A 24,303-nucleotide genomic window follows, 5' to 3' on the forward strand; every position below is an offset into this window, starting at 1 on the left:
GAAATTTACTGAACGAAGAAACTCTGGCTAAAAATGTTGCCGGAATCAAAAGTGTATTGTCCCGTTTCTTAGATTTTAATTCTTCGGATAAAAATGCTCCGGTGATGGTAAACAACTATGACTGGATGAAAGAATTTTCTTTTATTGATTTTGCCCGTGAAGTTGGAAAACGAATCACCGTAAACTATATGATGGCGAAGGATTCTGTAAAAAAGAGACTGAGCGGAGAAGGAGAAGGAATGTCTTTTACAGAATTCACGTACCAACTAATTCAGGGTTATGATTTTTATCATTTATATAAAAATAAGGGTTGCCTTTTGCAAATGGGAGGTTCTGACCAATGGGGGAATATTACTACCGGAACAGAATTAGTGCGCAGAATGGGAGGCGAAAATGCAAAAGCATACGCCCTTACAACACCATTAATAACAAAAGCAGACGGATCTAAATTCGGAAAATCCGAAGGTGGAAATGTTTGGCTGGATGCTAATAAAACATCTGTTTATAAATTTTACCAGTTTTGGGTAAATGCAACAGATGTTGATGCTGAAAAATATATTAAAATCTTTACTTTCTTAGATAAAGAAACTATTGACACTTTAATCGAAGAGCACAAAACAGCTCCGCATTTAAGAGTTTTGCAAAAGAAACTAGCTGAAGAAATTACCGTTTTTGTTCATGGAAAAGAAGCTTTAGACGATGCAATAAAAAAATCTGAATTTGTTTTTTCAAATTTTTCAATTGATGATTTAGTAAATGAAGGAGAGGAGTTTTTTACAGATATATTTTCTGAATTTGATCAGCCAGTTATCAAAAAGTCTGATTTAACAAATGGAATTGATGCTGTATTAGGATTGTCGGATTTAACTAAAATTTTTCCATCCAGAGGAGAAGCCAGAAAAGCTCTTGCAAGTAATGCAGTAGCAGTAAATAAAGAAAAGATTCAGGTTGAAAGTTTACTAACTTTAAATGATGTGTTTTTTGATAAATATATTTTAGTTCAGTTTGGTAAAAAGAAAAAATATTTCGTGATAAATATAGAGAATGACTAAATGTTTTTTTGATCACAAAACCATCAAATTACAACCCCGAATATCAGAATTATCAAAACGTCCCAATACCTCAAAAGAGTTGTTGGGATTTTTTTTGCCTAAATCCTGCGTGGCGATAAAAGAGCAGGAATTGATATTAGCCAAATCAATAACATTGATGCCTCCGGTTTTTCCATCTTTTACATAAGTGAGCGCATCTTCAGGATCACGGACTAAAATATGCATCCATGAGGGACATTCGAATACACCTTCGCCTAAAGAATAGGCTTGCGCCAAAAGTTCTGTCATGCCGTATTCTGAATGGATAGAAGATACGCCAAAACCTTTGCAAAGCTGCTCGTGCAATTCTTCCCGAATCATTTCCTTGCGTTTGCCTTTCATTCCTCCGGTTTCCATAATAATGGTATTCTGAAGGCTGAATTGATGTTTTTCAATCAAATCTAATAAAGCATAGGTCACACCAATTAAAATGACGTTTTGCCCAGATTGATCTAAAGCGGTCAGCTTTTTAATTAGGTCATCGTGATTGTGTAAATAAAACCCGCTTTCAGACTGATTGGACAGCTTTATTAAATCTTCGACCATATAAATTAATGAAGACCCATCACGTTCCAGATAAGAGGGCAAAAGGGCTAAAACGACGTAATCTTCGATATTGCCGTAAAATTGGGAAAATCCATTTCGGTAACTTTCTTCGTAAAGGGAAACATCGGTTACCAAATGTCTGCTGGTAATCATTCCGGTAGTCCCGCTGCTGGTAAAAGTTACTTCTGCAGGATTCGTATTCGAAACTACATTATGGGTTTTGAAAAACTGTATGGGTAAAAACGGAATTTGTTCCAAAGATTTTACCTGTTGTGGATTGATCTTTAAAAAATCACAGAAGTTACGATATACTTTATTATTCTCGTGCTGAAAACGAAATACTTTTAGTGCTGTTTTCTCAAATTGTTTCTGACTTGAAATAGTGAATATATCTGTTGCTGTAATCAAAACTTTTTTGTGCAAAGGTATAAATAATTGCAGGAAGTAAAAGCAATAAAAAAGCTCCAAATTATTGGAGCTTTATGTAAATTTTTATGTTTTATCGAACGATTAACTTTCGTGTAGCTGAATTATTTTGTTCGATTATTTTTATGATATAAACTCCAGGAGTTAAATCTGGAATACTCAATTCTTTTGTGCTAAGATGTGTTTGAAGTACTTTTTTACCTAAGATATCAAAAATAGTAATTTCTTTTTCTAAATCATTTTTAGATGAAATATATACTTTACCATTCAGCACAGGATTTGGGTACAAGCTTAAACCCTCTATAGTAGTTCCTTGAGTTTTTGGCGTTGATTTACTGTCTTGCGCAGATACGCTTACAGTAAAGAAAAAAGCCAGTAAGAATGTTATATAAAAGTAGTTTTTTGCCATCGCTTTATTTTGGTTGAGTAAATATACAAAAAAAGTTTTCAAAAACTACACCAAAAAAAAACATCCTAAATATTTAGGATGTTTTTAACATTTTGTATGTGAGTAAATTATTTGATCAAGTTAACACCGTCAACTGTCGCCCATGCTCCAGGAGTTAATGAAGCTCCCGTTGCAGTAGTGCTAACTGTCCAGTTTGTTGCAGGAAGAAAACTAGCTGCAGATAATGTAAAGGTAGCTTGTCCTGAAATGAAGATAATAGGAGAGTTATTGATTTTTACGTTGCTTAATTTGATTTTTCCACCTGCAATTTGGTGATCGTAAGTAACTTTGTCTAGTACTTGTAGTACACCACCATTAAATGCAGTAGGAGTAGTTTGACTAACATAACCATCGATTACGATGTTACTGTAATCTCCATTTCCTTCTTTTTTAAATTGAAAAGCGTCCAATTGAATCTCTTTTTGTTCTTCTGTAACCGTACCTGCAGCTCTTTTTAGAGTGATATTAGTTACTTTTGGAAAAAACGCATTGTCATTTGAAGAAGCTTCAATTTCCATACCATAGTTTCCTTTATCAACTTGGTAAGCATACCAGTTTGTATTTGTTTGACCTTGCCATCCATCTTGCCAGTCAAATGAATCATCATAGTTACCATAAGAAATAGCATTAGTCATACTTACAGTTCCTCCAAAGAATTCGAATCCGTCATCAGCACCTTTGTAAGATACTAAGTGATCTAAAGTTGTTCCTGAACCTACAGAGTAGAAAGTAAAACCATTGTTTTCTTTTGCTCCGTCAGCTAATTTTGAACCAGCGTATTCCACTCTTGTATATACTAATGAACCACCATTGTGAGCTGAATTTGGAGTTAATGATCCGTAAGAGATGTTGTTTCCGTCTTCAGATGTCGAAGTCAATCCTCCACCAGCTACTTTTACAGGAGCATCACCATACATTATGATTCCTCCCCAAGATCCTGGAATTTTTGATTTTTCTGTAAATACTACTGGTTTGTCAGCAGTTCCTTTTGTAATTAATTTTCCCCCAAGTAAAACAACTAATGCGTTGTCACCTGTTGCTTTGTCAATTGTGATTGTAGACCCTGCATCAAAAGTTACAGTAACACCAGAGTTGATTTTTACAATTCCTTTCAATGTATAGTTTCCGTAAGCATAAGTAATATCCTTAGTTATTGGACCACTAATTTCACCAGTAGCAGGAGGAGTAACTGGAGTTGGATCGTCGCTGCTTGAGCATGAATTTAAGAATAACCCTGTTACAAGTGCTAAAGCTAAAAATTTTGTTTTCATAAGTGTGTTGTTTGATTTTATTTTGACAAATGTATAGGCTTAATTCAAGTTATGGGTTATCTCAATATTACTTTACGGTTACCAAAACAAAAGTTTAATGTGAAGAGAATGTTATGTATTTTTTGTTGTCTTAATTTTAAACTCAATTTGATTGTATATAAAAAAAGCTCCAAAAATGGAGCTTTTAATAATTATTTTTTCTTGGGTTCTAAAAAGTATATCCAAGTTTTAATGAAAATCCGATTCCCTTTTTATAACTATTAGCCAATAATGATTCTTCATCTACTTTTATAGTTCCTTCGTTTCCAAATTCACGTTTTCTCCATGAATTTAAAATGTTATCGGCGGTGAATTTTACATCAAAGTGCTCAGAAACTTTGCTTCCCCATACAAAATCCAATTGCTGTACAGGCAACTCATAGACATGGTCTTGTCCATTGGTTCCTACAGCATATATTCTTTTTCCAAAAACACCATATACTAATGAAACAGTGTTCGACCAGTCTTTGCTGAAATTAAATTCATATTTCAAATCCGAATTTACTAACCAGTTTGATGCTCCCTGCAATGATCTTGATTGATGCGTTTCGATAGAAGGTTTTACAGTAATGATTCCGTCCTCGTCTATAGATTCAAAAGTAGGGCTTACAGTAACTTTTGATGACATTACTGTAGCATTTAATCCCCATGAAAAAGCACTTAAGCTTTCGTTAATTCTTTCTAATCCAATAAGAAATTCAGCTTCTATTCCAAATAAGTCGGCGCTGTCCGAATTTAGAAAAGTAGTAACTGTTCCTGTGGTTGCGTTTGAGATGAAAGTTTTTTCAATCGGATTGATAAGGTGTTTTCCAAATAATCCAACAGCAATCATTTCTTTTGAAGTTGGGAATAATTCATATTTTAAATCAAAATTGTAATTATCACTGTTTTTCAAAATTGGATTTCCTTGAGTTGAAGTTCCGTCAGCATTGATGAAAGATATTGGGAAAGCCTCCATGATAACTGGTTTAGTGTATGTTTTACTTGCTGCAAAACGAATGTTAGCTGCGTCACTCAACAAATACTTCAAATTTAATGAAGGTAAGAAATAGGCGTTATCATATTTTAATATATGGAAAGGAGCATCAAAGGTACCTAATCCTCTGTAATGAGTTTCTTTAAGAGTGCTTTCAAATCGAATTCCTGCGTTTACTTCAAGTTTCTCTCCAAATTTTAAAAACAAATTAGCATACCCTGCATTAGCCATTTCGTCAAGTTTAACTTTGTAAGTAGCATTAGAGTTTTCGCTAAAAGACATGTTATTAGCTGAAATGTCGTTTGTTATTTGAGTATCTATATTGTTTATGCTTGAAGAAAAACCATTATTACCGGTACTTGCAATAAAACGGTATGAAGATTCCATCATAGATCCGTTGCCATTGTATCCAACGGTTAATTTGTTTTGTTTGTCATTTTTTCCGAATTTCAAATTATATTCTACTAATGCTGAATAAAATGAATTACCATCGACAGTTAAATATTGACGCAGGAAATTATTTCCTCCATAAGATGAGCTTATCAAATTATCACCAGTTTTAAGACCTGTGAAAAACTTTCTATCTGGTTGTTCAAATTTTGTGATTGCATATGAAGCTCCAGCTTTGATAGTTTGATTTTTGTCTTTGGTTAATGCATATTCACCTAATAATTGGCCATTTAAATAATCACTTTTGTCTAACTGATTCGTGCGTATAATTCCATTTTCAGCAGCTGTACCTCCTGAAGGTCCCTGTTGGTCTTTTATAGAGTTTAAGTTAGTTCTGATGTATAATGTGTTGAACGATAGTTTAAGTCTTTCAGCGCTGTAGTTTAAACCAATTAATGCTGAGTTTGTGGTTTTAAAACGATATTCAGTGGTGATAAAGTTGTTTATATACTTAGATCCTGAAGACTGTAAATCGATAGTTCTGTCAACCCCTTCTCTTATCGCAAAATTATTATCGTAATTGATAGACAATAAGTAAGATAAGGTACGATCGTTGCTTAAATTAAATTTTTCAGCATGCAATAAGTTTAAACTTGAATTTAAAGGTGATTTTGTTTGACTAGCGTTAAAACCTTTATTGCCACTTACTGAATTTAATGCCTGATCTGTTGTGTAAGTTTGTCTTGTTGCCTGATTTCCAAGAAAACCTGGTAATTCTCTGTCTTTACCATTAAATCCTAAAAAGCCTGCTGCTGTATCAGCATCAGATGATAGTAGGAAATCTTTAAGACTGTTTCCGGTTGTATAACCTGCTCCAATATTTATTTTAGTAATACTTTTTGTTGGTTTTGAAGTTTGAATATTGAAAGTACCTCCGGCAAAATCACCATATATATTTGGATTAAATGTTTTGTACACATCAATTACTCCAACAATATTTGTTGGAAACAAATCCAAAGCAATGACTTTAGTGAATGGGCTGTTTGATGGTGAAGCCAAATCATTAATCAATAAATTATTATATCGGTCTTCCAGTCCACGTACAAATATTCCACGGGAATCTACTTTAGTGATTCCGGTAATTTTAGTTAAACCTTCCGCAACATCGCTAACCCCTTTTCTGGACATTTCCTGTGCACCAATACTTTGTTTAATAACAACAGCATTTTTTTGTTCCAATAAAAGAGCAGTTTCTTTTTCCCGGCTTGTTGTGTTTTTTACCACTACATCCTGAAGCGTATAACCTCCTGATGAAAGTACCTGATTAACAGTTACAGTTTCGTTTGCTTTAACAGTTACAGGTGTTTCTACAGATTCATAACCAACAAAACTAAAAATAACAGTATAGCTTCCCGGATTTACTGTTAATGAATATTTTCCGTCAATATCAGTATTAGTGCTAATGTTGGTACCTTTAATTAAAATATTTGCAAAAGGTAAAACTTCATTATTCATTTCTTTGTCGGTTAAAACCCCAGAAATTGTACCTTTGTTTTGCGCTGTCGATATAGCACAAATAAATAACGTAATAATTAGAAATTTTAAATTGAATTTCATTCTGTGTTGTGTTTGATTTATTTTTGTGCAAAGAAATGCACACAGTGTAAAGTTCATGTTAGGCACTTGTTATGTTTTTGTGTGTTGTAGATTATCAAATTGTTACCAGATTAAATTACCGTTAACAGCAATTTTTAACGCTCGATTTATTATTATATTTACCATCGCAATTAAAAACCATCAGATTTTGTAAAGAAGAAATTTGATGAGAAAACTCAATTTTTGCTATTTTTATGAAAAAAACACAAACAAAGATTTTATTAGTTGACGATGAGCCGGATATCTTAGAAATCGTGGGTTATAACCTTGCTCAGGAAGGCTACCAGATTGTAACTGCCTCAAATGGAAAAGACGCAATAGCAAAAGCTCAGAAAGAATTACCGGATTTAATTATTATGGATGTCATGATGGCTGAAATGGATGGTATGGAAGCTTGTGAACACATCAGAAAAATTCCTGAATTAAATAACGTTATCATAACATTTTTAACGGCAAGAAGCGAGGATTATTCACAAGTAGCTGGTTTCGATGCTGGTGCGGATGATTATATTACCAAACCAATAAAACCAAAATTGCTGGTCAGTAAAGTAAAGGCTTTGTTACGAAGATTAAAAGAACAGGAAGTGGTCAGCGACACTTTAAACGTTGGTGGTATCGAAATCAATCGTGAAGAGTATAAAATTATTAAGGATAATCTTGAAATTTCACTTCCCAGAAAAGAATTCGAATTGTTTTATCTACTGGCTTCAAAACCCGGAAAGGTATTTAAAAGAGATGAAATTCTTGATAAAGTATGGGGGAATGAAGTTGTAGTGGGAGGAAGAACTATTGATGTTCACATCAGAAAATTACGTGAAAAAATTGGCGAAGACCTATTCAAAACCATCAAAGGAGTTGGTTATAAATTTGAAGTTTAAACATTCAATATAAAAACTGAATCATATAAGTGATATAAGTTCATTTTAAATTATAGTATTTGTACTTTTGTTATTCAAGTCAATCTTTTTCAAAATTTTAAATTTGAAAAAGATTGGCTTTTTTAAATGAACTTATATCACTTATATGGTGAAAAAATAATCCCTTAATTGTTTATTATTTTAAAATTTTTATGAAAATAAATTTCAAAAAAACTTACAAGTTTGCTATAAAGTCAGCACTTTATATAAGTCTCTTCGCTACAGGATTTGTATTGCTGCTAATGAATATATTTTACAAAAATCAACTAAAATATCAGTTTTGGTTTGGAATAATTTTTATTATTTCAGTTTATGTTTTTTCTTTTTTAGTAGTACAGTATCGTGTGGAACGATTTATTTACCGAAGGGTGAAGAAAATTTACGATGATGTTTCCTTACTAGAATCTACGACACTGATCAATCAGCCCATAACTACTGATATGGAAACGCTTTCACGTGAAGTGAAAAAATTTGCCACGGATAAGAAACTCGAAATTGAAATGCTCGAAATCAGGGAGCAATACCGAAGGGAGTTTCTGGGAAACGTTTCTCACGAACTGAAAACACCATTATTCACAGTTCAGGGTTATGTGTCTACTTTGCTTGATGGTGCGATGGACGATAAAACAATCCGAAAAAAATATCTGAAACGTGCTGAAAAAGGAGTAGAACGCCTAATTTACATTGTAGAAGATCTTGATATGATTACCAAATTAGAGTCCGGAGATTTAGATTTGAATTTCACCGAATTTAATATTGTTGAACTGATTCAGAATGTTTTCGATTTATTGGAAATGAAAGCTGACCACAAGAAAATAAAATTAGCCTTTGAAAGTAAAAATGTACAATCTTTAATTGTAAAAGGAGATCAGGACAGAATACAGCAGGTTTTAGAGAACTTACTTGTGAATTCTATTAAATACGGAAAAGAAGGGGGTCTGACAGAGGTTGGTGTTGTAAACCTTACCAAGAAAAAAGTCCTTATCAGGATTAGCGATAATGGTGAGGGTGTAGAGAAACAAAATATTCCAAGACTTTTTGAACGTTTTTACAGAGTTGATAAAAGCGGAACACGATCTGAAGGGGGTTCTGGTTTAGGTTTGGCAATTGTTAAACATATTATCGAAGCTCACAAAGAGAAAGTATATGTAGAAAGTGAGTTCGGAATTGGCTCTGAATTCTCTTTTACACTTGAAAAAGCACAAAAAATACAAAAACCGGAGGTTAAAAAATTGTAAGCTTTGTTGTTGTGAAGTGCCAAAAAATATTATTTTTCAGGTCATTTCATAATTACGTAACTATTTCTAAACAATTCTTCTTATTATGGTAACATCTTGTTAATGATTTCTTAACATAGGTGATTCATCTTTGCACCTTGAAATTAAGGGGCATTAGAAAATGATAAAAAGTAAAATAATTGCGGTACTTTTACTGCTTACCTGTGCTGTAAATGCACAAGATTTAAATAAACAGGAAGTAAAAAATGAAGTAATCCGCATTTTGGACTCTATCAATAAAACAAAACTTCCTGATGCCAAGTCTGGAGATAGTAAAGAAGAACATTGGTATGACAGAATTTCTTTAAGAGGTTTTGCACAAATTAGATACAATGGCTTGTTTTCTACAAATGATAAGGTTTCCTGCGAACAATGTGATAAATCATGGGGAACAACCTCAACAGCAGCGGATGCAAAAGCAAACAACGGTCTTTTTATTCGCCGTGCCCGATTAGTGTTTTCGGGTCAGGTTCATCCCAATGTATTCTTCTATTTTCAACCTGATTTTGCCAGTTCACCAAGTACCGGAATTCAAAATTTTGTTCAGATTCGGGATTTATATTTTGACCTTTCATTCGATAAAAAAAGAGAATATCGTCTTCGGGTTGGGCAAAGTAAAATTCCATACGGATTTGAAAACATGCAGTCCAGCTCTCAGCGTTTAGCTTTAGATCGTAACGATGCCATGAATAGTTCAATTGCAAATGAACGTGATTTGGGTATGTTCTTTTATTGGGCTCCAGCCGAAATCAGGGAACGTTTCGCAATGTTAGTAAAAGATGGTTATAAAGGTTCTGGCGATTTTGGCGTTTTTGCTTTTGGCGTTTACAATGGACAAATCGCAAATAAATTAGATGGAAACAGAGATTTGAATGTAGTAGCAAGAGCTACTTATCCTTTTGTAATTGGAAACCAGATTATTGAGCCCGGAATTCAGGCCTACACAGGAAAATGGGCTTTTACCGGAGAAGTTTCATCCGGAATTACTGTTGCTGATCCGCAATATATAAAGGATCAGCGAATAGGGGCAACCTTCGTTTTGTATCCAAAACCTTTCGGAATTCAGACTGAATATAATTTTGGTACAGGTCCTCGTTACAATACATTAACAAAAAATATTGATGAAACAGATTTAAATGGAGGATACGTTTTATTAAACTATAAATTGGACATCAAAAAACAGCATATCTATCCTTTTGCCAAATTTCAATATTACGATGGAGGGAAAAAATACGAAAAAGATGCCAGAAGCTATGTCGTCAGAGATTATGAAATTGGCGTTGAATGGCAACCCATAAAAGCATTCGAGCTAACAGCAGAATACGTTATTGCCGACAGGACTTTTGAAGACAGCGCGCTTCCAATCAACAGGCAACAAGGCAATTTATTAAGATTACAGGCGCAGTTTAATTTTTAATTTTCTTTCTCAAAAACAGAAAACAAAGTATCCCAGTCGATAGTATTCTTAAATTGAGACAAACCTTTAAACGATTTTACTTTTGAAAGATCTTCAATCGTAAAGTCGTTTTGCGTAGCATACGGTACTAATTGCTCCTCCTGTAATTTTATCGCCAGATATTCCTGTTCATATTGTCCTGGAGTAGGTATGAAAAAAGCTTTTTTTTCTAGTTTGGCTAAATCCATAACAGTTGTATAACCCGATCGGCATAAAACCAAATCACTTTCATTAAAAGTCTGTTCCAACTGTTTAGTATTCATGAAGTTATAATAGGTCACGTTTTTAACTTGTTGTTTAATTTGTGTTTTTTCTACTACACCTTTTATAAATACAACATCACCGTTATAATTCACAATTTCTTTTTGTAATTTTTCTTCAAGGAACGTACGCTGAGGTTCAGGACCAGATAAAATAATCATTAAGTCATACATTTTTGGGATATCTTTTTTACGCATTCTGCTTAAAGGCCCAATGTAATTTAAATTTAGGTTATTGCTTTTAATATGTCCAAGATCGCCTGTTAAATTCGGAGTTGCATCAGTATCCGGAACCCAGCATTCGGTATATTTCTTTATAAAGTACTGATGGCACTTGCTTGTAAATCTTGTTGTATTTCCTGTCATCACATTTAATTGATGCGTGATAAATACAGAAGGTACTTTTTTACTAAAAACCCCTAATCGGTTATCTGAAATAATACCGTCAATATCATGTTTTTTTATCCAGGAGTTCACCATTTTTTTTTCATCCAAAATGGCAATAATCATTTTAGGCAGGTTTTTAATCAGTTTCCATTTGAAGTTTTTGGCATTTTTAGCATATTCAATATGGTAAGATGGCAATTCTAATGTCTGTATATACGGAAATTCTTTTTTCAACAATTCTAAAGCAATACCATCAGAAGCAATAATCGGGATGTAATTATTATCCTGTAAAGCCTTAATTATAGGAATGCATCTGGTTGCATGACCTAATCCCCAGTTTAATGGAGCTATTAAAATTGTTTTATTCGAAGAATAATCGATACTCATATTGAATGGTTTTCGAACGAAGATACTTAAATAGCATTTTTAATCTCTTTCAAAGATATTACGAAATGATTAAGTTATTAATGGGTTAGTGTAAAAACAAAAGGCCAAACTGTACGTCTGGTCTTTTGTTTTATAAGTTATTTTGCTGCTTAATTCTCAATATATGTTTTGTTTCCGTTTGAGTTAATGTAGTATTTACCGCCTCTTGGTCCCGTATACACTTTTTTTCCATTGTATTCGCCGGTAATTTTATCAGCTACTTTTGGCGCTTTTTCATTTGTTTCCTTAAGTTTTTTTGCTGCTGTTTTTTTTGTTGCAGTGGCATCTTTTTTTACCGCTTTGGATTTTTCAACTGTTTTAGCTTCTGTTTTTTTTACTTGTGCTTTTACGCTTTCTGTTTTAGCCGTTTTTTTTGCCTTTGCTGCGTCACTTTTTGTTTTAGCGGCATCAGCTTTTGCTTTTTTTGCTTCACCTGTAGCTTTTTCTGCTGTCTTTTTAGATTTTGTAGCTGCTTTTTTTGCAGCTGCAGCAGCTTTTTTATTTTTGGCTGCTGCTTCTGTTTTTGCCTTGGTTGTTGCAGCGGTTTCCTGACCGTAAAAAGTATTGGATAATACAACCATCAAACATAGTAATACTAATTTTTTCATAGGTAAAAGGATTAAAGTTCGAAATAAAAGTAGACAAATTATCCTAATGTTTTCGTAATTGCTTAAAAATAAGCACGAAGCTGAACGTTGCCTGTGTGGACTGTAACGCCTGTTTCGCTTTTTCGTCCCTGATAGTTCAGGTTGATATCTAAAAATTGAGTAATGTTTTTTTGCAGTAATAGTTTCCATACTAAATTCTGCCCTGCCTGAAGCCCTTCGAGCATCTGAAATCCAACGGATGAAAATTCATTTCCTTCAAATTCATTTTTATAAAAAGAGAACTCTCCGTTTACAGTCACTTTTTTATCTCCCGCATAAGAGAAAGAAGTTCCAAGCCGGCTTTGGTTCAGGGTTTCAAAGTTCCCAATCTGATTCTGCTTATTTTGCAGTTCATAAAAAAAGTCTAAGCTGGTATTTTTAGAAAATAAATAACTGATTTTTGGTGCAATCTGATAACCTTCCAAGTCATAATTCTTTTCTTCAAAATCTTCAGAATCCAATGTAGATTTGATTGTTTTGGTAAACAAATTAAACAGCCAGCTTTTTTGGTACAAATGCGTGTATTGCAATTGATGTGAATTGTTTTTTACCTCTTGCGAACCAATAGAAAGCAGATTTCTTGCTTTGTTATTGAGATAAGAATAACTTACAGAATGTTTCTGTTTGCCACGGTTATAAAACAGGCTATTCCTGAAACTTGAATTTAATCCAAGTATATTTTCCTGTGATGAGCTAAACGGATTCAACTCAAAATTATCCCCATTACTTTTTACTTTTCGATCCATAATAAAAGACGTCTGATTATAAAAATAAGATGCCAGTTTTTTGAACCCTTTTTCGTTTTGCCATTGTAAAGGATTCAGTGTAACGGATTGTGAAAATTTATTCTGATTAGTTTTGATATAAACCTGATTGGGTAAAAAGATGCGGATAAACTTTGCCAGATCCGGAAAAGGAGCAATCTCGAACTCTTCTATTTCCTGAATTCCGTTGCCATTATAATCATTCCAGGCATATACGCCCTGACCGGCAGGAACTTCCACATAAGTAAATTCCTGTTGGGCAATAGTTCCTGAACTGGTTTCATAAGCTGCTCCTGTTTGAATAAATTGATTAAAAAAACGGTCGTTATACAAAATTCGTGAGTTTAGTGAAGGTTCATTTTTTTTGGAAGCATCAGTAAAATCAAGATTTCTATAACTGGCGTAAACCGCTAAATCTGTTTTTTTGTTCTGAATCAATTTCGACTTCAGAAAATACATCTGTGAATTGCTTACATGCTGTAATAGGCCATTTTGCAAACTGTCATTTTTTCTTCTCAAATAACCCAATTCAACAAAAACCTTTGTACTGTCGCCACGACCTACAAAAATACCATATTCTGAAAACCTCTGGCTAAGTGCCGAAAACTGATTCGTAATTTTATTCTTTTCCTGGTTATCCTCGATTTGAATATTGCCTCCAATCCAGTTTTTGCCAAAATGATATTTGGTTTTGGTAAGGTTTCGAATGAATTTAGAAGTTGAAATTGTAGCATCACTATTCAAAAAACTGCCTCTGTTTTCGATAGTCCAATTTTTGAATTTAAAGAAAGTAGTAGAGTTATGGCGGCTTCCGGAATAACTTTCCGTAAAATCTAATTTTTCAAATTGATAAGTAAACAGACCAATATTGGTGTTTTTTTTATCTGAAAACAAATCGAAATTCAAACCCGTCACCAGTAAACTCTGATCGCCCAGAAGAATGTCGTTTAGATTCCAGTCGCGGTTAAATTCAATATTATACAAACGTTCAATCGATCTGAAGTTTTCCTGAACAAATTGATAATTAGCATAACCATCCAAAGTCCAGTTTCTGGTAAAAAGACGTTTTTTTGTATTCAGTTTCACTGCGATTCCGTTATTGTTGGAATCATCGATTTCAGAAAATAAGTTTTTATCGTTATTGCTTACTCCAATTTCAAAATCAACCAGCGTTTTCTCATCCGGATTATATTTTCCTAAAAAAGTGGCGACCTGAATTTTCATAGGCGCAACTAGTTGTACAACAGGCTCATAATTTCCTTGCATAATTCCGTTTAGAGGAGCTTTATATTCGTAAATCCTTTCTACGGAATTTGCATTCTGAATTACATAATTTCCGGAATTTGCGCCCACAAGACTAAATTTGACATTATACAAAATATCGTCCGGGTTGTTGGAATATTCATAAATTTCAACTGAATTTAAAATGCTTTTTTTATAAAGAATTTTGTTGTCAGCATACGTGTCTTCATACGCTGATGGCGTTTTCATTAAAGTTATGTCGTCTCCTGCCTGACTTAAAATTTGAGCCTGTTCTCTAGAAAGATTCTGTTGGAGCGGCTGGTTCTTCATATCATTTTCAGAATATAAATAGCCGCCAAAGCTCCAGTTTTTATTTTCGTGCGTTGCACCTGCGTATGTAACGAGCCGGTTATAATTTCTGTCTGAATATTGGTATTCAATGTTAATCCGCATTTCTGACGTTATAGTGAAAAGCGATGTAAAAATGATTTCTCCTGCATTATAATCAATCACATAATCATTATTTTCACCTCTTTTGAGCAAAACGCCATTTACATAAACACGTTCAGATCCTGAAATTACCAGAACATATAATTCGCCATTTTGCCCTTTTAGTTTATAAGGTCCCTGATTGCCTTCCTGTCCAATAAACGAACTTTTGGCATATTGCCCTTTTACAAAAGCTACCGATGCAAAAACATTGGTTTTATTGTCTTCATCACCAAAATCAAAACTGGCAGAAAGACCCTGGACTTTTTTGTTGAAATTTAAAAACTGGGTTTTCCTGTTTTCTAAGAACACATCTCCTGCGCGAATGTTCCAGTTATCGCTAAATAATTCCATGAAAATATTATCGAACTGATCCAGTTTTTGCGAATAACCGCCATCTTGTAAGGGTATGTTGCTGTCCTGAAGAGAGGCCCGAAGACTAATTTTGTCTGATATTTTTCCTGTAATCTGAAGGTCCAAATTGGAGTTTAAAACTGTATTCTGATTATTTCCCACTGTAACGCCACGCGTAATACTTCCGGAAGTGTTCAGCCCATCAAACGGAGTTACTTTTTTAGAAGAAGCGTTGTCTATTTTATATAGTTTTTCAGAACCAACATCATTGCTTACAACCTGGCTCGATTTGTAAATACTGTATTCCCTGGTAAGAAAATCGGGATACTTTAAATAGTTAACAATTAAAGTATCTGAATCTGATGTGAATTTTTCATTTAAAAGAAGCTTCCCTTTTTGAAAATCAACTTTATAGAAAGTCGAATCAATAGGTTCATTTTTAGAATTTAAAAGCTGAAAAAAACCGGAATTGATACTGAAGTTTTCCAGATGAATCGTATCTCTTGTTACTATTACCTTTTTCGTTTTGTAAGATGAATCCGTGTCCTGAGCCTGAAGCCCTGAACACCAGATGAAAAACATTAAAAACAGTAATTTTTTCAACATACATACTTTAACTCTGAAATGTCAAAAGTAGTATTTATAATTGGGAAATATAATAAGTGAGATTTTAGTTTTGTTATTGGAAAAGGATATCTAATTCATATATTTTCCTATAACAATAAGAGTAATTATTAAAATTATTATGGCAAAAAGAGAATGAGGATTCGCAAAATTGGTGGTATACCCAAATTCTTTTATTTTTTTTGGAGGGAAAATCCTTTTGTCTTTTGAATTGTAGTAGAAAATTCCCCAGATCCAGTTATTTGGATCATTATGCCAATTGTTCTTGGTTTCTTCACTTGGTTCGTTGTCGTAATCCATGCTGCTGGAATATTTGATATTGGTTACTTTTTTTTAAAAAATATAAAATTAGTCAATTTTTCGAAACAAAGAATAATCTTATTTTTTATTAAAGTTAAAAATGCTGTCAGCCGAAATCATTTTTTTAGCTTTGCCTGAATATAATAAATTTAAATTATGGATACAGGTAAAGAACTTTTATTCTTTTTTAGTGCTTTGGGAGTTTTCAACGGAATTATTCTGGCTGTCTATTTCTTCTTCTTTACCAAGAAAAAACACCTTACCAATTATTTCCTCGGTGCACTCTTATTTGCTCTGAGCATACGAATTGGAAAATCTGTATTTGTATATTTTGATCCGGATCTGCCCAAAAGGTATTTTCAAATTGGATTGACGGCTTGTTTTTTTATTGGCCCGTTCTTGTATTATTTTCTAAAATCGGCTGTTGAAGAAATCAATCTGATGCCAAGATCATGGAAATGGACACTTTTGTTCTGGGCAGTAGTTATAGCAACTGTTGGACTCTCATTTCCTTATGAAGATTATCCAAAACTTTGGGGAAGATATTTTGTCAGGACTATTTATTTGCAATGGTTTATTTACATTGTTTTTTCAGGTTTTACAATTAGGGAAGTATTAAAAAAAATCAGCAACAGGAAACATAAGACAACTCCTTCTGAAATGTGGTACGGAATGCTTTTTCTGGGTAATTTTCTACTGTTTCTTTTTTATTTTCTGGCTATTATAAATGCTCCATTTACAACTTATATCAGTGGGGCAATTGTTTTTACATTTATTCTCTACTTGGTTATCTCAATTCTTCTGTACAGAAAGAAAACAGATGATTTGTTTTTATTGAATGGACAGAAAAATTCAGGAAAAAAAATAGAACAGCCAGAAGCTGAAATGCTTCTGGAAAAATTGGAAAATGTAATGAACAATAAAGAACTGTATAAAAACTCAAGTTTGAGTTTACAGGATCTGTCAAAGGAAATAAATATTTCAAGTCATCAATTGTCTCAGTTTTTAAATACCAATCTGGGAAAAAATTTTACTAGCTTTGTGAATGAATTTAGAATAAATCAGGCTTGTGAAATTATAAGATCAAATGATAAAATTACTTTAGAATCGATTGGTTATGATGTCGGTTTTAACTCTAAATCTACATTTTTTGCAGCTTTTAAAAAACACACAGGAACAACACCACTACAATATCAGCAGCAGGCTTTACTCACTTAAGCAAAGTACAGATTTATAAATTCGTACTCCTGATTTCTCTTTCGGTTACCTCTTTCATTAATTAACGGCTGACTTTTGTTCAAACAAAGTCAAACCTTTAACCGTTAAAATTTATGAGATTTCTAATTACAGTTAACCTTTATATTTATTTCCTGATTTTTCAATCTGTTACGACAATAGCCCAATCTGTAAAGATTAATTCTGTTCAGGATTCTGTCATTATCAAAAATATTAATAACAATCAGTTAAATGAAGTAGTAGTAAAAAGGCAGGTGCCGTTATTAAAACATACTGCAAATGGAAATATAGAGGTCAGTGTTGCCAATACGTTACTTTCAACAAGTGCTTCTGTGAATGAATTATTGGGACGGGTTCCTAATGTTGTGATTGCAGAAGGACAAATTAGTGTTCTCGGAAAAGGGGAAGCCATCATTTATCTCAACGGAATATTGATTAATTATGACCGTTTTGCTGCAATTCCGGTTTCTCAGATTGTCAGGATTGAGGTAATTTCGAATCCTTCCTCAAAATATGATGCCGAAGGGAAAGCAGTCATCAATATTGTTACGAGGCAAAATATTGAAAACGGCTTACTGGTAACCGCAACGCAGCAAATTACCAATTCTAAATTTGCCGGAACAAGTACCAATACACTTTTTGATTTTAACTATACTAAAGGAAAGTTTTCTTTTATTACCAATTACGGATTGCAATTGGGCAAAGGCAGGGAATTATTATATACAACCAGAACAAGGCCAGACCCTGATGAATATATGAGATCTGAACTGACAACAGATTGGAAAAGACAGTTTAATAATTATTCTAATTTTGGATTTGGACTACAATATACTTTTTCTGAGAAGAATTATATTTCGCTTGCTTACAGCGGTAATATTGAAGATTTAGGAGGAGTTGTTGAAAGCAGAAATGCAATTGCAAATAGTACCGGCGATGGTTTTTATGCTACAGCTATTGCCAAAAACGACGTATTGCTTAATCAGTTCATTAATTTAAATTATAATGTTTTAACAGATAGTAACGATTCGGCCTTATTTATAGGAACACAATATTCTAATTATAACGGAACTGTGAAAGATTTTATTAATGAAAATAGTTTTGTAAATGAAGTTGATACAAATAAATATTTAAAGAATAATGTAACCAGTACTATAAATATAATCAGTGCTCAGGCGGATTATTCAAAAAAAATAAAAAAAGATTCAAAATTCGAAACGGGAGCGAAGTTTAGCCATGCTACAATAAAATCCAGTACAGATTTTCTTACGGCCAGTGAGTTTGATATGAATTTTGAATTTGATGATGGGCTTTCGAGTGATTTTAAATACGTTGAAAAAATTAGTGCAGCCTATTTTAATTATGGAAACAGAATAGGTGAGAAGTATAATTTTTCAGTAGGCGGTCGTGGTGAATTAACAAATTATGAATTGTATACGAGTGCAGATGGTATTCAGAAATTTAAGAAAAATTATGTTGATTTTTTTCCTGACATGCTTCTTAATATGGATTTTTCAGATGACTTAAAAGCACATGTTTCGTACGTTTCAAGAATAACAAGGCCAAGATATCAGGCACTTAATCCTTATGTTATTTATCAGGATCCGTTTACTAAAATAGAAGGAAACCCGAATTTACAGCCAGAAAAGATTCATGCTTTTGAAATTGGCTCCTTGTATCATAAATTCGACTTTAAGTTGGGATACACATACAAAGTTAATCCAATAAGTGGTGCTGCGCTGCGTGGCGAAGGGCTGAATGATTATATTTTAAAAGGCATAAATTTAGAAGAGGAGCACAATTACTTTGCATCGGTTTCAAGATCTGTTACTGCAAAATGGTGGAATTCTACAAATACCGTGAGTATGACTTTAAGAAAAGCTGTTGATGATTTTTACGAATATGCCTCAGGGTCTGTAAAACCACAGATTTACCTTTATTCGAATACTACTTTTACAATTCCGAAAATAGTTAAAGTGCAATTGCTTGCGTGGTATTTGGGTGATAAAAGCTACGGACTGGGACATGACGACAGCAGATCGACAGTTACATTAGGAATCGAAAGAAACTTTTTTAGCGATGCTTTAAAACTAAATTTTACAGCAAACGATATCTTTCACGATTTTATGGTTGCCGGAGATTATAATGTAGGACAAACAGAAATCTATTACCACAGAACGTATACCACAAATTATTTTAGGTTAACTGCTGTTTGTAAATTTGGGGACTCCAAAAAATCTGCTTACAGGAAAACAGAAATGGAACAGACTGAAAATAACAGGGCTAAATAACAGAATATGGTTTAAAAAAAAGGTTTCACTTTTTGGGTGAAACCTTTTTTATGTTGAATTGAATAATATAACCTGCTTAAAATTAATTAAGCTCTTTAGTTACTATCTGCATAGTCTCACGGCTTACTTGTTTTAATAAAACTTCTTTGTTTGCTTCAACAGTTTCTGCGGCCTGCTCGTTAAAATGACGAATAGTGTATAACGTTACATTATCCGTAAAATCTACTTTAAATTTTTTAGAAAGAATCGCATTCAATTCGTTAAAATTTTCAAACTTATCTTCAATACATACAGAAAAACTAATAGCGGAGTTCTGAATCAAATTTACTTTTAATTTGTATTGATGGAACAAACCAAATATTTCACTGATATTTTCTTCCATAATAAAAGAGAAGTCAATTGAAGAAAGTGAAATTAACAACTGGTTTCTTTTTACAATAAAGCAAGGTAAATACGGCTCCAGATCAACCCCTTTAGAAACACAGGTTCCTTTTAACAATGGGTTGATAAAAGATTTTACATATAATGGAATCTCTTTTTTCTGTAAAGGCTGCAATGTTTTTGGGTGGATAACCGTTGCTCCGTAAAAAGCAAGTTCAATTGCTTCACGATACGAAATTTGGTTTAGCAAACTTGCATTTTCAAAATAACGGGGATCGGCATTCATAACTCCGGGAACATCTTTCCAGATCGTAACGCTTTCAGCATTTAGGCAATAAGCAAAAATTCCCGCAGTGTAATCTGAACCTTCACGGCCTAACGTTGTTGTAAAGTTATTTTCGTCAGCACCTAAAAATCCCTGGGTAATGTTTAATATTTTACGTTTTACATTTTTGCTGATATTTTGTTGGGTAGTTTCCCAGTCTACTTCTGCATCCCTGTAATTAGAATCGGTTTTTATAAAATTACGAACATCCAGCCATTGTGTCTGAATACCCATAAAATTCATAAAATGACTTAGGATTGTTGTCGAAATCAATTCTCCAAAACTAACAATCTGATCATATACAAAATTGTAATTTGGTGATTTGTTATGCGCTAAAAAATATTCTAATTCTGAGAATTGTGATTTCACAGCAGCGAAAACTTCGTGTTTCTCATCTTCAAACAAATCCAGCAATATTTGATTGTGATATTTTTTTATTTCCTCTACAGAAGAATTCAGCTCTGCCGGTTTATCAAAATAATTCTTGATAACAACCTCAAGGGCATTGGTGGTTTTTCCCATTGCTGAAACCACTAAAATCACATCTTCGTAACCTACTTTTTGTAAAACGTCATATACGTTTTTTATTCCTTCAGCATCTTTTACAGATGCACCGCCAAATTTAAATACTCTCATTTTAATTTTGTATATGCTGTTTTTTTATATTTTAAATCTAAGATGTTTTTTATAATTTTTCTAAAAACGATTTAATTCCTGCTTCATCCATTTGAACAACTCTCCATTCTTCGAGAATTTTTGCACCTGAATTCTCGTAAAATCGTACTGCCGGAGTATTCCAATCCAGGACATTCCATTCCACTCTTCTCACATTATCTTTTTTGCCCTGTTTCATGATTTCAGAATAAAGTGCAGATCCCAAACCGGTACCCCGCATTTTTTCCTTCACAATCAAATCTTCCAAATGTATTGTTTTTCCTTTCCAGGTGGAGTAGCGGTAATAGTATAATGCAAGTCCAACAATTTCCTGGTTAACCTCGGCCACAAATACATGAAATAATGGATTCTCTCCAAAACCATCACGCATTAAATCATCAACAGTTATCAAAACTGCATCCGGTTCTTTTTCGAATATTGCAAGTTCCTGAATCAGCTCTAAAACTGATTTCATGTCTTCAGCTTTTCCTTTTCTAATATTCATAATTCCTATTTTTAACCAGTGATTGCCTAAATAAGTATTTTTTTATCCGAGACTTTTTGCTTTTCATTAGCAAATATACAATACTGGCAAACTAACGAAATAATTTTTGAATCATTCTCACAAAAAAAGCGATATTTGTGACTTATAACTAAAAACTACAACGATATAGCATGGAAGAACGCAATAAAACACTAGGAGAGTTTATTATTGAGAACCAAAAAGCATTTCAGTATTCATCAGGGGAATTGTCCCGAATTATCAACTCTATACGTTTGGCGGCAAAAGTCGTAAACTATAAGGTAAACAAAGCTGGATTAGTGGATATAATTGGGGCCGCAGGCGAACAAAATATTCAGGGAGAAGATCAGCAGAAATTAGATGTGTATGCAAATGAAGTATTTATCCAGACATTAATAAACCGTGAGATTGTCTGTGGAATAGCTTCTGAAGAAAACGACGAATATATTACTGTCAAGGGGAGCGACAACAGTAATAATAATAAGTACGTGATCTTAATGGATCCACTTGACGGATCTTCAAACATTGATGTGAATGTTTCGCTGGGAACTATTTTTTCTGTTTTTAGAAGGGTCACACCAATTGGAACGCCGGTTACAAGCGAGGATTTTTTGCAGCCCGGAGTAAATCAGGTTGCGGCTGGATATGTAATCTACGGAACTTCTACAATGTTGGTTTACACAACTGGCCATGGCGTAAATGGTTTTACGCTGAATCCCGCAATTGGAACATTTTACCTGTCGCATCCCAATATGAAATTTCCAACTGACGGAAATATTTATTCGGTAAACGAAGGAAATTATGTTCACTTTCCACAAGGAGTAAAAAACTACATTAAATATTGTCAGCGTGAAGAGGAAGACAGACCCTACACGTCAAGATATATTGGAAGTCTGGTTTCTGATTTTCATCGAAATATGATAAAAGGCGGTATTTATCTGTACCCGACAAGTACAAAAGCGCCAAAAGGGAAATTACGTTTGTTATACGAATGTAATCCGATGGCCTTCATTGCAGAACAGGCAGGAGGAAAAGCAACAGACGGTTTTGGACGAATTATGGAAATCCAGCCAACTGAACTGCATGAACGTGTTCCTTTCTTCTGTGGAAGTTACAATATGGTCGAAAAAGCAGAAGAGTTTATGGCTGAAGCAAATTAGTCACAGTTTTTCAGTTTCATTATAAATAGCAAACCCGACAGATTTCAAAACCTGCCGGGTTTATATTTATTTGGATTTCAAATTTTAAACGTAAACTGAATACCAAAACCTGAATACTATTTATGCATGTGTTGCATTTCGTAAACAAAAGTATCGGCATCTACCTTTTTGTCAACTAGCGATAATGCTTTTGCAATGATATAATTTACGTTGCTTGGAGTAAATCCTAAAGCAATTCCTAATTTTTTCAACATTATTTCCTGCTTGTCTTCAAGATGATGATCAACATGTACCATTCTGGTTAGATCGTATAAACGCTCTAAGCGCTGCACATGTAAATAAGGTGGGTTTATTGGATATTTAAATGGGTCTTCAAGAATTTCCTCATATTCGGTTTCTGAAATTTCTAAACGAGTAGCTAATTTATCCAGGAAACTTTTTTCTTCAGGATGTACAATTCCATCGGCTAATGCTACACGTACAATAGCTGAAAAGTGACCTTTGTTTCTTTGTTTGAATTCGCTATCAAATAAATCTGAAAATGACATAATTATAGTGTTTTTTATGTCACAAAGATAAATTTTATTTTAAATTATTAAATTTAAAGTGCTCATAAAATTTAACTTATTTTTATCCGTTGTTTTAATGTGGGGCTTTCTTAGTTTTTCAAAATAAATCGTAAGTTTACAGCCCCTTAAATCATTAATAAAAGTAACCTCATGTCAGAATTTTGGATTTATTTTCAGATTGGTTTAAAGCATGTTTTGGATATTCACGCTTATGACCATGTATTATTTTTAATAGCGTTAACGATTCCGTACGGATTTAAGGATTGGAAACGGATTTTGCTGCTGGTTTCTGTGTTTACGATTGGCCATACATTGGCTTTATTGCTTTCGGTTTTCGGAATTATAGCTGTAAAAGCTAATATTATTGAGTTTCTGATTCCGATTACAATATTAGTAACGGCAGTTTTTCATCTTTTTACAGCGGGTAAAGCATCTAAAAATGAAAGCGTTAATCTGATATTTTTTGTAACGTTATTTTTTGGGATTATTCACGGACTTGGGTTTTCGAATTATTTCAAAACTATTTTAGGAGGGACGGCTACCTCAAAATTAGTACCTTTATTGGAATTTGCGCTTGGAATTGAAGTAGCGCAATTGATAGTAGTTTTTGTTGTTTTGATCATATCGTATATAGTACAGACCGTATTTCGTTTTTCAAAACGAGACTGGGCATTAGTAATGTCAGCTTTTATTATCGGAGTTGTCATCCCGATGATTGTAGAGAGTCCAATTTGGAACAGATAAATAAATGGATATAAAAAAATTAAATAAATACGATAAGGCCTATTTACGAATAGCCAGAGAATGGGGCTCGTTATCGTATTGCAAACGCAAGCAGGTAGGTGCCATAATCGTAAAAGACAGAATGATTATTTCTGATGGATATAATGGAACCCCATCCGGATTTGAAAATTGCTGCGAAGACGAAGAAGGATTAACCCGCTGGGATGTTCTGCACGCTGAGGCAAATGCGATTTTAAAAGTAGCGAGATCAACACAATCCTGCGAAGGAGCAACTTTATACATCACGCTTTCCCCATGTAAGGAATGCAGTAAATTAATACATCAGTCAGGTATAAAAAGAGTGGTGTATCAGAATGGATACCGGGATGATTCCGGAATCCAATTTTTAATAAAAGCAGGTGTCGAAGTCGAACATATTCCTGTTTTAGAAGAATAAT

20 protein-coding genes are annotated in these 24,303 nt (G+C 33.5%); 9 read left to right on the plus strand and 11 right to left on the minus strand.

From position 1 onward, the window contains the following. The coding region (gene tyrS, locus ABI657_RS14480; protein ID WP_348097979.1) for a tyrosine--tRNA ligase at window positions 1–1,052 on the plus strand (1,052 nt) is incomplete at its 5' end. Between the two features lie 12 nt (window positions 1,053–1,064). Here the strand turns inward: tyrS and ABI657_RS14485 are convergent. The 4 genes from ABI657_RS14485 to ABI657_RS14500 all read right to left on the minus strand — a co-directional run bounded on the left by ABI657_RS14485 (window position 1,065) and on the right by ABI657_RS14500 (window position 6,804). After that, on the minus strand, window positions 1,065–2,045 hold the full coding sequence (locus ABI657_RS14485) for an acyl transferase (protein ID WP_348097980.1): 981 nt from the start codon (window positions 2,043–2,045) through the stop codon (window positions 1,065–1,067). A gap of 91 nt (window positions 2,046–2,136) precedes the next feature. Continuing rightward, window positions 2,137–2,472 carry a T9SS type A sorting domain-containing protein gene (locus ABI657_RS14490; protein ID WP_348097981.1) on the minus strand — a complete coding sequence of 112 codons (336 nt, stop codon included), beginning with the start codon at window positions 2,470–2,472 and terminating at the stop codon, window positions 2,137–2,139. Window positions 2,473–2,579: 107 nt separating this feature from the next. Next, window positions 2,580–3,782 carry a hypothetical protein gene (locus ABI657_RS14495; RefSeq protein WP_348097982.1) on the minus strand — a complete coding sequence of 401 codons (1,203 nt, stop codon included), beginning with the start codon at window positions 3,780–3,782 and terminating at the stop codon, window positions 2,580–2,582. 208 nt (window positions 3,783–3,990) lie between these two features. After that, the gene (locus tag ABI657_RS14500) at window positions 3,991–6,804 is read right to left on the minus strand and encodes a carboxypeptidase-like regulatory domain-containing protein (RefSeq protein WP_348097983.1); all 2,814 of its coding nucleotides are present in this window, start codon (window positions 6,802–6,804) and stop codon (window positions 3,991–3,993) included. Between the two features lie 233 nt (window positions 6,805–7,037). Here ABI657_RS14500 and ABI657_RS14505 point away from each other — a divergent pair, with 233 nt between their 5' ends. From ABI657_RS14505 to ABI657_RS14515, 3 genes are all read left to right on the plus strand, one after another. Next, window positions 7,038–7,721, plus strand: a complete 684-nt coding sequence (locus ABI657_RS14505) for a response regulator transcription factor (protein ID WP_348097984.1) — start codon at window positions 7,038–7,040, stop codon at window positions 7,719–7,721. A 191-nt stretch (window positions 7,722–7,912) separates the two neighbouring features. Further along, complete coding sequence (locus ABI657_RS14510; RefSeq protein WP_348097985.1) at window positions 7,913–8,998, plus strand: ATP-binding protein; 1,086 nt, start codon at window positions 7,913–7,915, stop codon at window positions 8,996–8,998. A gap of 160 nt (window positions 8,999–9,158) precedes the next feature. Beyond that, entirely contained in the window at window positions 9,159–10,454 is a 1,296-nt protein-coding gene (locus ABI657_RS14515) for a porin (RefSeq protein WP_348097986.1), read from the plus strand. Here the strand turns inward: ABI657_RS14515 and ABI657_RS14520 are convergent. The 4 genes from ABI657_RS14520 to ABI657_RS14535 form a co-directional block, all read right to left on the minus strand. Then, complete coding sequence (locus tag ABI657_RS14520) at window positions 10,451–11,527, minus strand: glycosyltransferase (protein WP_348097987.1); 1,077 nt, start codon at window positions 11,525–11,527, stop codon at window positions 10,451–10,453. The genes ABI657_RS14515 and ABI657_RS14520 overlap by 4 nt on opposite strands. 149 nt (window positions 11,528–11,676) lie before the next feature. Further along, window positions 11,677–12,174, minus strand: coding sequence for a hypothetical protein (locus ABI657_RS14525; RefSeq protein ID WP_348097988.1), 498 nt, complete (start codon window positions 12,172–12,174; stop codon window positions 11,677–11,679). 62 nt (window positions 12,175–12,236) lie between these two features. Continuing rightward, window positions 12,237–15,668 carry a hypothetical protein gene (locus ABI657_RS14530; protein WP_348097989.1) on the minus strand — a complete coding sequence of 1,144 codons (3,432 nt, stop codon included), beginning with the start codon at window positions 15,666–15,668 and terminating at the stop codon, window positions 12,237–12,239. A 90-nt stretch (window positions 15,669–15,758) separates the two neighbouring features. Beyond that, window positions 15,759–15,986: a hypothetical protein gene (locus ABI657_RS14535; protein ID WP_348097990.1), complete on the minus strand. Its 228-nt coding sequence runs from the start codon at window positions 15,984–15,986 to the stop codon at window positions 15,759–15,761. Window positions 15,987–16,142: 156 nt separating this feature from the next. Here ABI657_RS14535 and ABI657_RS14540 point away from each other — a divergent pair, with 156 nt between their 5' ends. Both ABI657_RS14540 and ABI657_RS14545 read left to right on the plus strand, forming a co-directional pair. Next, on the plus strand, window positions 16,143–17,204 hold the full coding sequence (locus tag ABI657_RS14540; RefSeq protein ID WP_348097991.1) for a helix-turn-helix domain-containing protein: 1,062 nt from the start codon (window positions 16,143–16,145) through the stop codon (window positions 17,202–17,204). 113 nt (window positions 17,205–17,317) lie between these two features. Further along, on the plus strand, window positions 17,318–19,510 hold the full coding sequence (locus ABI657_RS14545; protein WP_348097992.1) for a TonB-dependent receptor: 2,193 nt from the start codon (window positions 17,318–17,320) through the stop codon (window positions 19,508–19,510). A gap of 82 nt (window positions 19,511–19,592) precedes the next feature. On the opposite strand, the gene ABI657_RS14550 is transcribed toward ABI657_RS14545, so the two are convergent. Together ABI657_RS14550 and ABI657_RS14555 are read right to left on the minus strand one after the other, a co-directional pair. After that, complete coding sequence (locus ABI657_RS14550; protein ID WP_348097993.1) at window positions 19,593–20,852, minus strand: aspartate kinase; 1,260 nt, start codon at window positions 20,850–20,852, stop codon at window positions 19,593–19,595. 49 nt (window positions 20,853–20,901) lie between these two features. Continuing rightward, entirely contained in the window at window positions 20,902–21,375 is a 474-nt protein-coding gene (locus ABI657_RS14555; protein WP_348097994.1) for a GNAT family N-acetyltransferase, read from the minus strand. Window positions 21,376–21,545: 170 nt separating this feature from the next. On the opposite strand from ABI657_RS14555, the gene fbp reads away from it, so the two are divergent. Beyond that, the gene (gene fbp / locus ABI657_RS14560) at window positions 21,546–22,553 is read left to right on the plus strand and encodes a class 1 fructose-bisphosphatase (RefSeq protein ID WP_348097995.1); all 1,008 of its coding nucleotides are present in this window, start codon (window positions 21,546–21,548) and stop codon (window positions 22,551–22,553) included. A gap of 116 nt (window positions 22,554–22,669) precedes the next feature. Here the strand turns inward: fbp and ABI657_RS14565 are convergent, their stop codons facing one another. Beyond that, window positions 22,670–23,101 (minus strand): TerB family tellurite resistance protein, encoded by a 432-nt coding sequence (locus tag ABI657_RS14565; RefSeq protein WP_348097996.1) that lies wholly within the window; start codon window positions 23,099–23,101, stop codon window positions 22,670–22,672. Window positions 23,102–23,272: 171 nt separating this feature from the next. Between ABI657_RS14565 and ABI657_RS14570 the strand changes: the two genes are divergently transcribed. After that, window positions 23,273–23,866: a HupE/UreJ family protein gene (locus tag ABI657_RS14570; protein ID WP_348097997.1), complete on the plus strand. Its 594-nt coding sequence runs from the start codon at window positions 23,273–23,275 to the stop codon at window positions 23,864–23,866. Between the two features lie 4 nt (window positions 23,867–23,870). Beyond that, window positions 23,871–24,302, plus strand: coding sequence for a dCMP deaminase family protein (locus tag ABI657_RS14575; RefSeq protein ID WP_348097998.1), 432 nt, complete (start codon window positions 23,871–23,873; stop codon window positions 24,300–24,302). Window position 24,303 lies beyond the last annotated feature (1 nt).

This window comes from Flavobacterium sp., from assembly GCF_039930565.1.
Classification (GTDB): domain Bacteria; phylum Bacteroidota; class Bacteroidia; order Flavobacteriales; family Flavobacteriaceae; genus Flavobacterium.

Coding starts and splice junctions, on each gene's coding strand:
- fbp (WP_348097995.1), top strand. CDS start 21,546: ATGGAAGAACGCAATAAAACACTAGGAGAGTTTATTATTGAGAACCAA.
- ABI657_RS14500 (WP_348097983.1), bottom strand. CDS start 6,804: ATGAAATTCAATTTAAAATTTCTAATTATTACGTTATTTATTTGTGCT.
- ABI657_RS14575 (WP_348097998.1), top strand. CDS start 23,871: ATGGATATAAAAAAATTAAATAAATACGATAAGGCCTATTTACGAATA.
- ABI657_RS14540 (WP_348097991.1), top strand. CDS start 16,143: ATGGATACAGGTAAAGAACTTTTATTCTTTTTTAGTGCTTTGGGAGTT.
- ABI657_RS14550 (WP_348097993.1), bottom strand. CDS start 20,852: ATGAGAGTATTTAAATTTGGCGGTGCATCTGTAAAAGATGCTGAAGGA.
- ABI657_RS14505 (WP_348097984.1), top strand. CDS start 7,038: ATGAAAAAAACACAAACAAAGATTTTATTAGTTGACGATGAGCCGGAT.
- ABI657_RS14555 (WP_348097994.1), bottom strand. CDS start 21,375: ATGAATATTAGAAAAGGAAAAGCTGAAGACATGAAATCAGTTTTAGAG.
- ABI657_RS14515 (WP_348097986.1), top strand. CDS start 9,159: ATGATAAAAAGTAAAATAATTGCGGTACTTTTACTGCTTACCTGTGCT.
- ABI657_RS14530 (WP_348097989.1), bottom strand. CDS start 15,668: ATGTTGAAAAAATTACTGTTTTTAATGTTTTTCATCTGGTGTTCAGGG.
- ABI657_RS14535 (WP_348097990.1), bottom strand. CDS start 15,986: ATGGATTACGACAACGAACCAAGTGAAGAAACCAAGAACAATTGGCAT.
- ABI657_RS14520 (WP_348097987.1), bottom strand. CDS start 11,527: ATGAGTATCGATTATTCTTCGAATAAAACAATTTTAATAGCTCCATTA.
- ABI657_RS14510 (WP_348097985.1), top strand. CDS start 7,913: ATGAAAATAAATTTCAAAAAAACTTACAAGTTTGCTATAAAGTCAGCA.
- ABI657_RS14490 (WP_348097981.1), bottom strand. CDS start 2,472: ATGGCAAAAAACTACTTTTATATAACATTCTTACTGGCTTTTTTCTTT.
- ABI657_RS14545 (WP_348097992.1), top strand. CDS start 17,318: ATGAGATTTCTAATTACAGTTAACCTTTATATTTATTTCCTGATTTTT.
- ABI657_RS14525 (WP_348097988.1), bottom strand. CDS start 12,174: ATGAAAAAATTAGTATTACTATGTTTGATGGTTGTATTATCCAATACT.
- ABI657_RS14570 (WP_348097997.1), top strand. CDS start 23,273: ATGTCAGAATTTTGGATTTATTTTCAGATTGGTTTAAAGCATGTTTTG.
- ABI657_RS14495 (WP_348097982.1), bottom strand. CDS start 3,782: ATGAAAACAAAATTTTTAGCTTTAGCACTTGTAACAGGGTTATTCTTA.
- ABI657_RS14565 (WP_348097996.1), bottom strand. CDS start 23,101: ATGTCATTTTCAGATTTATTTGATAGCGAATTCAAACAAAGAAACAAA.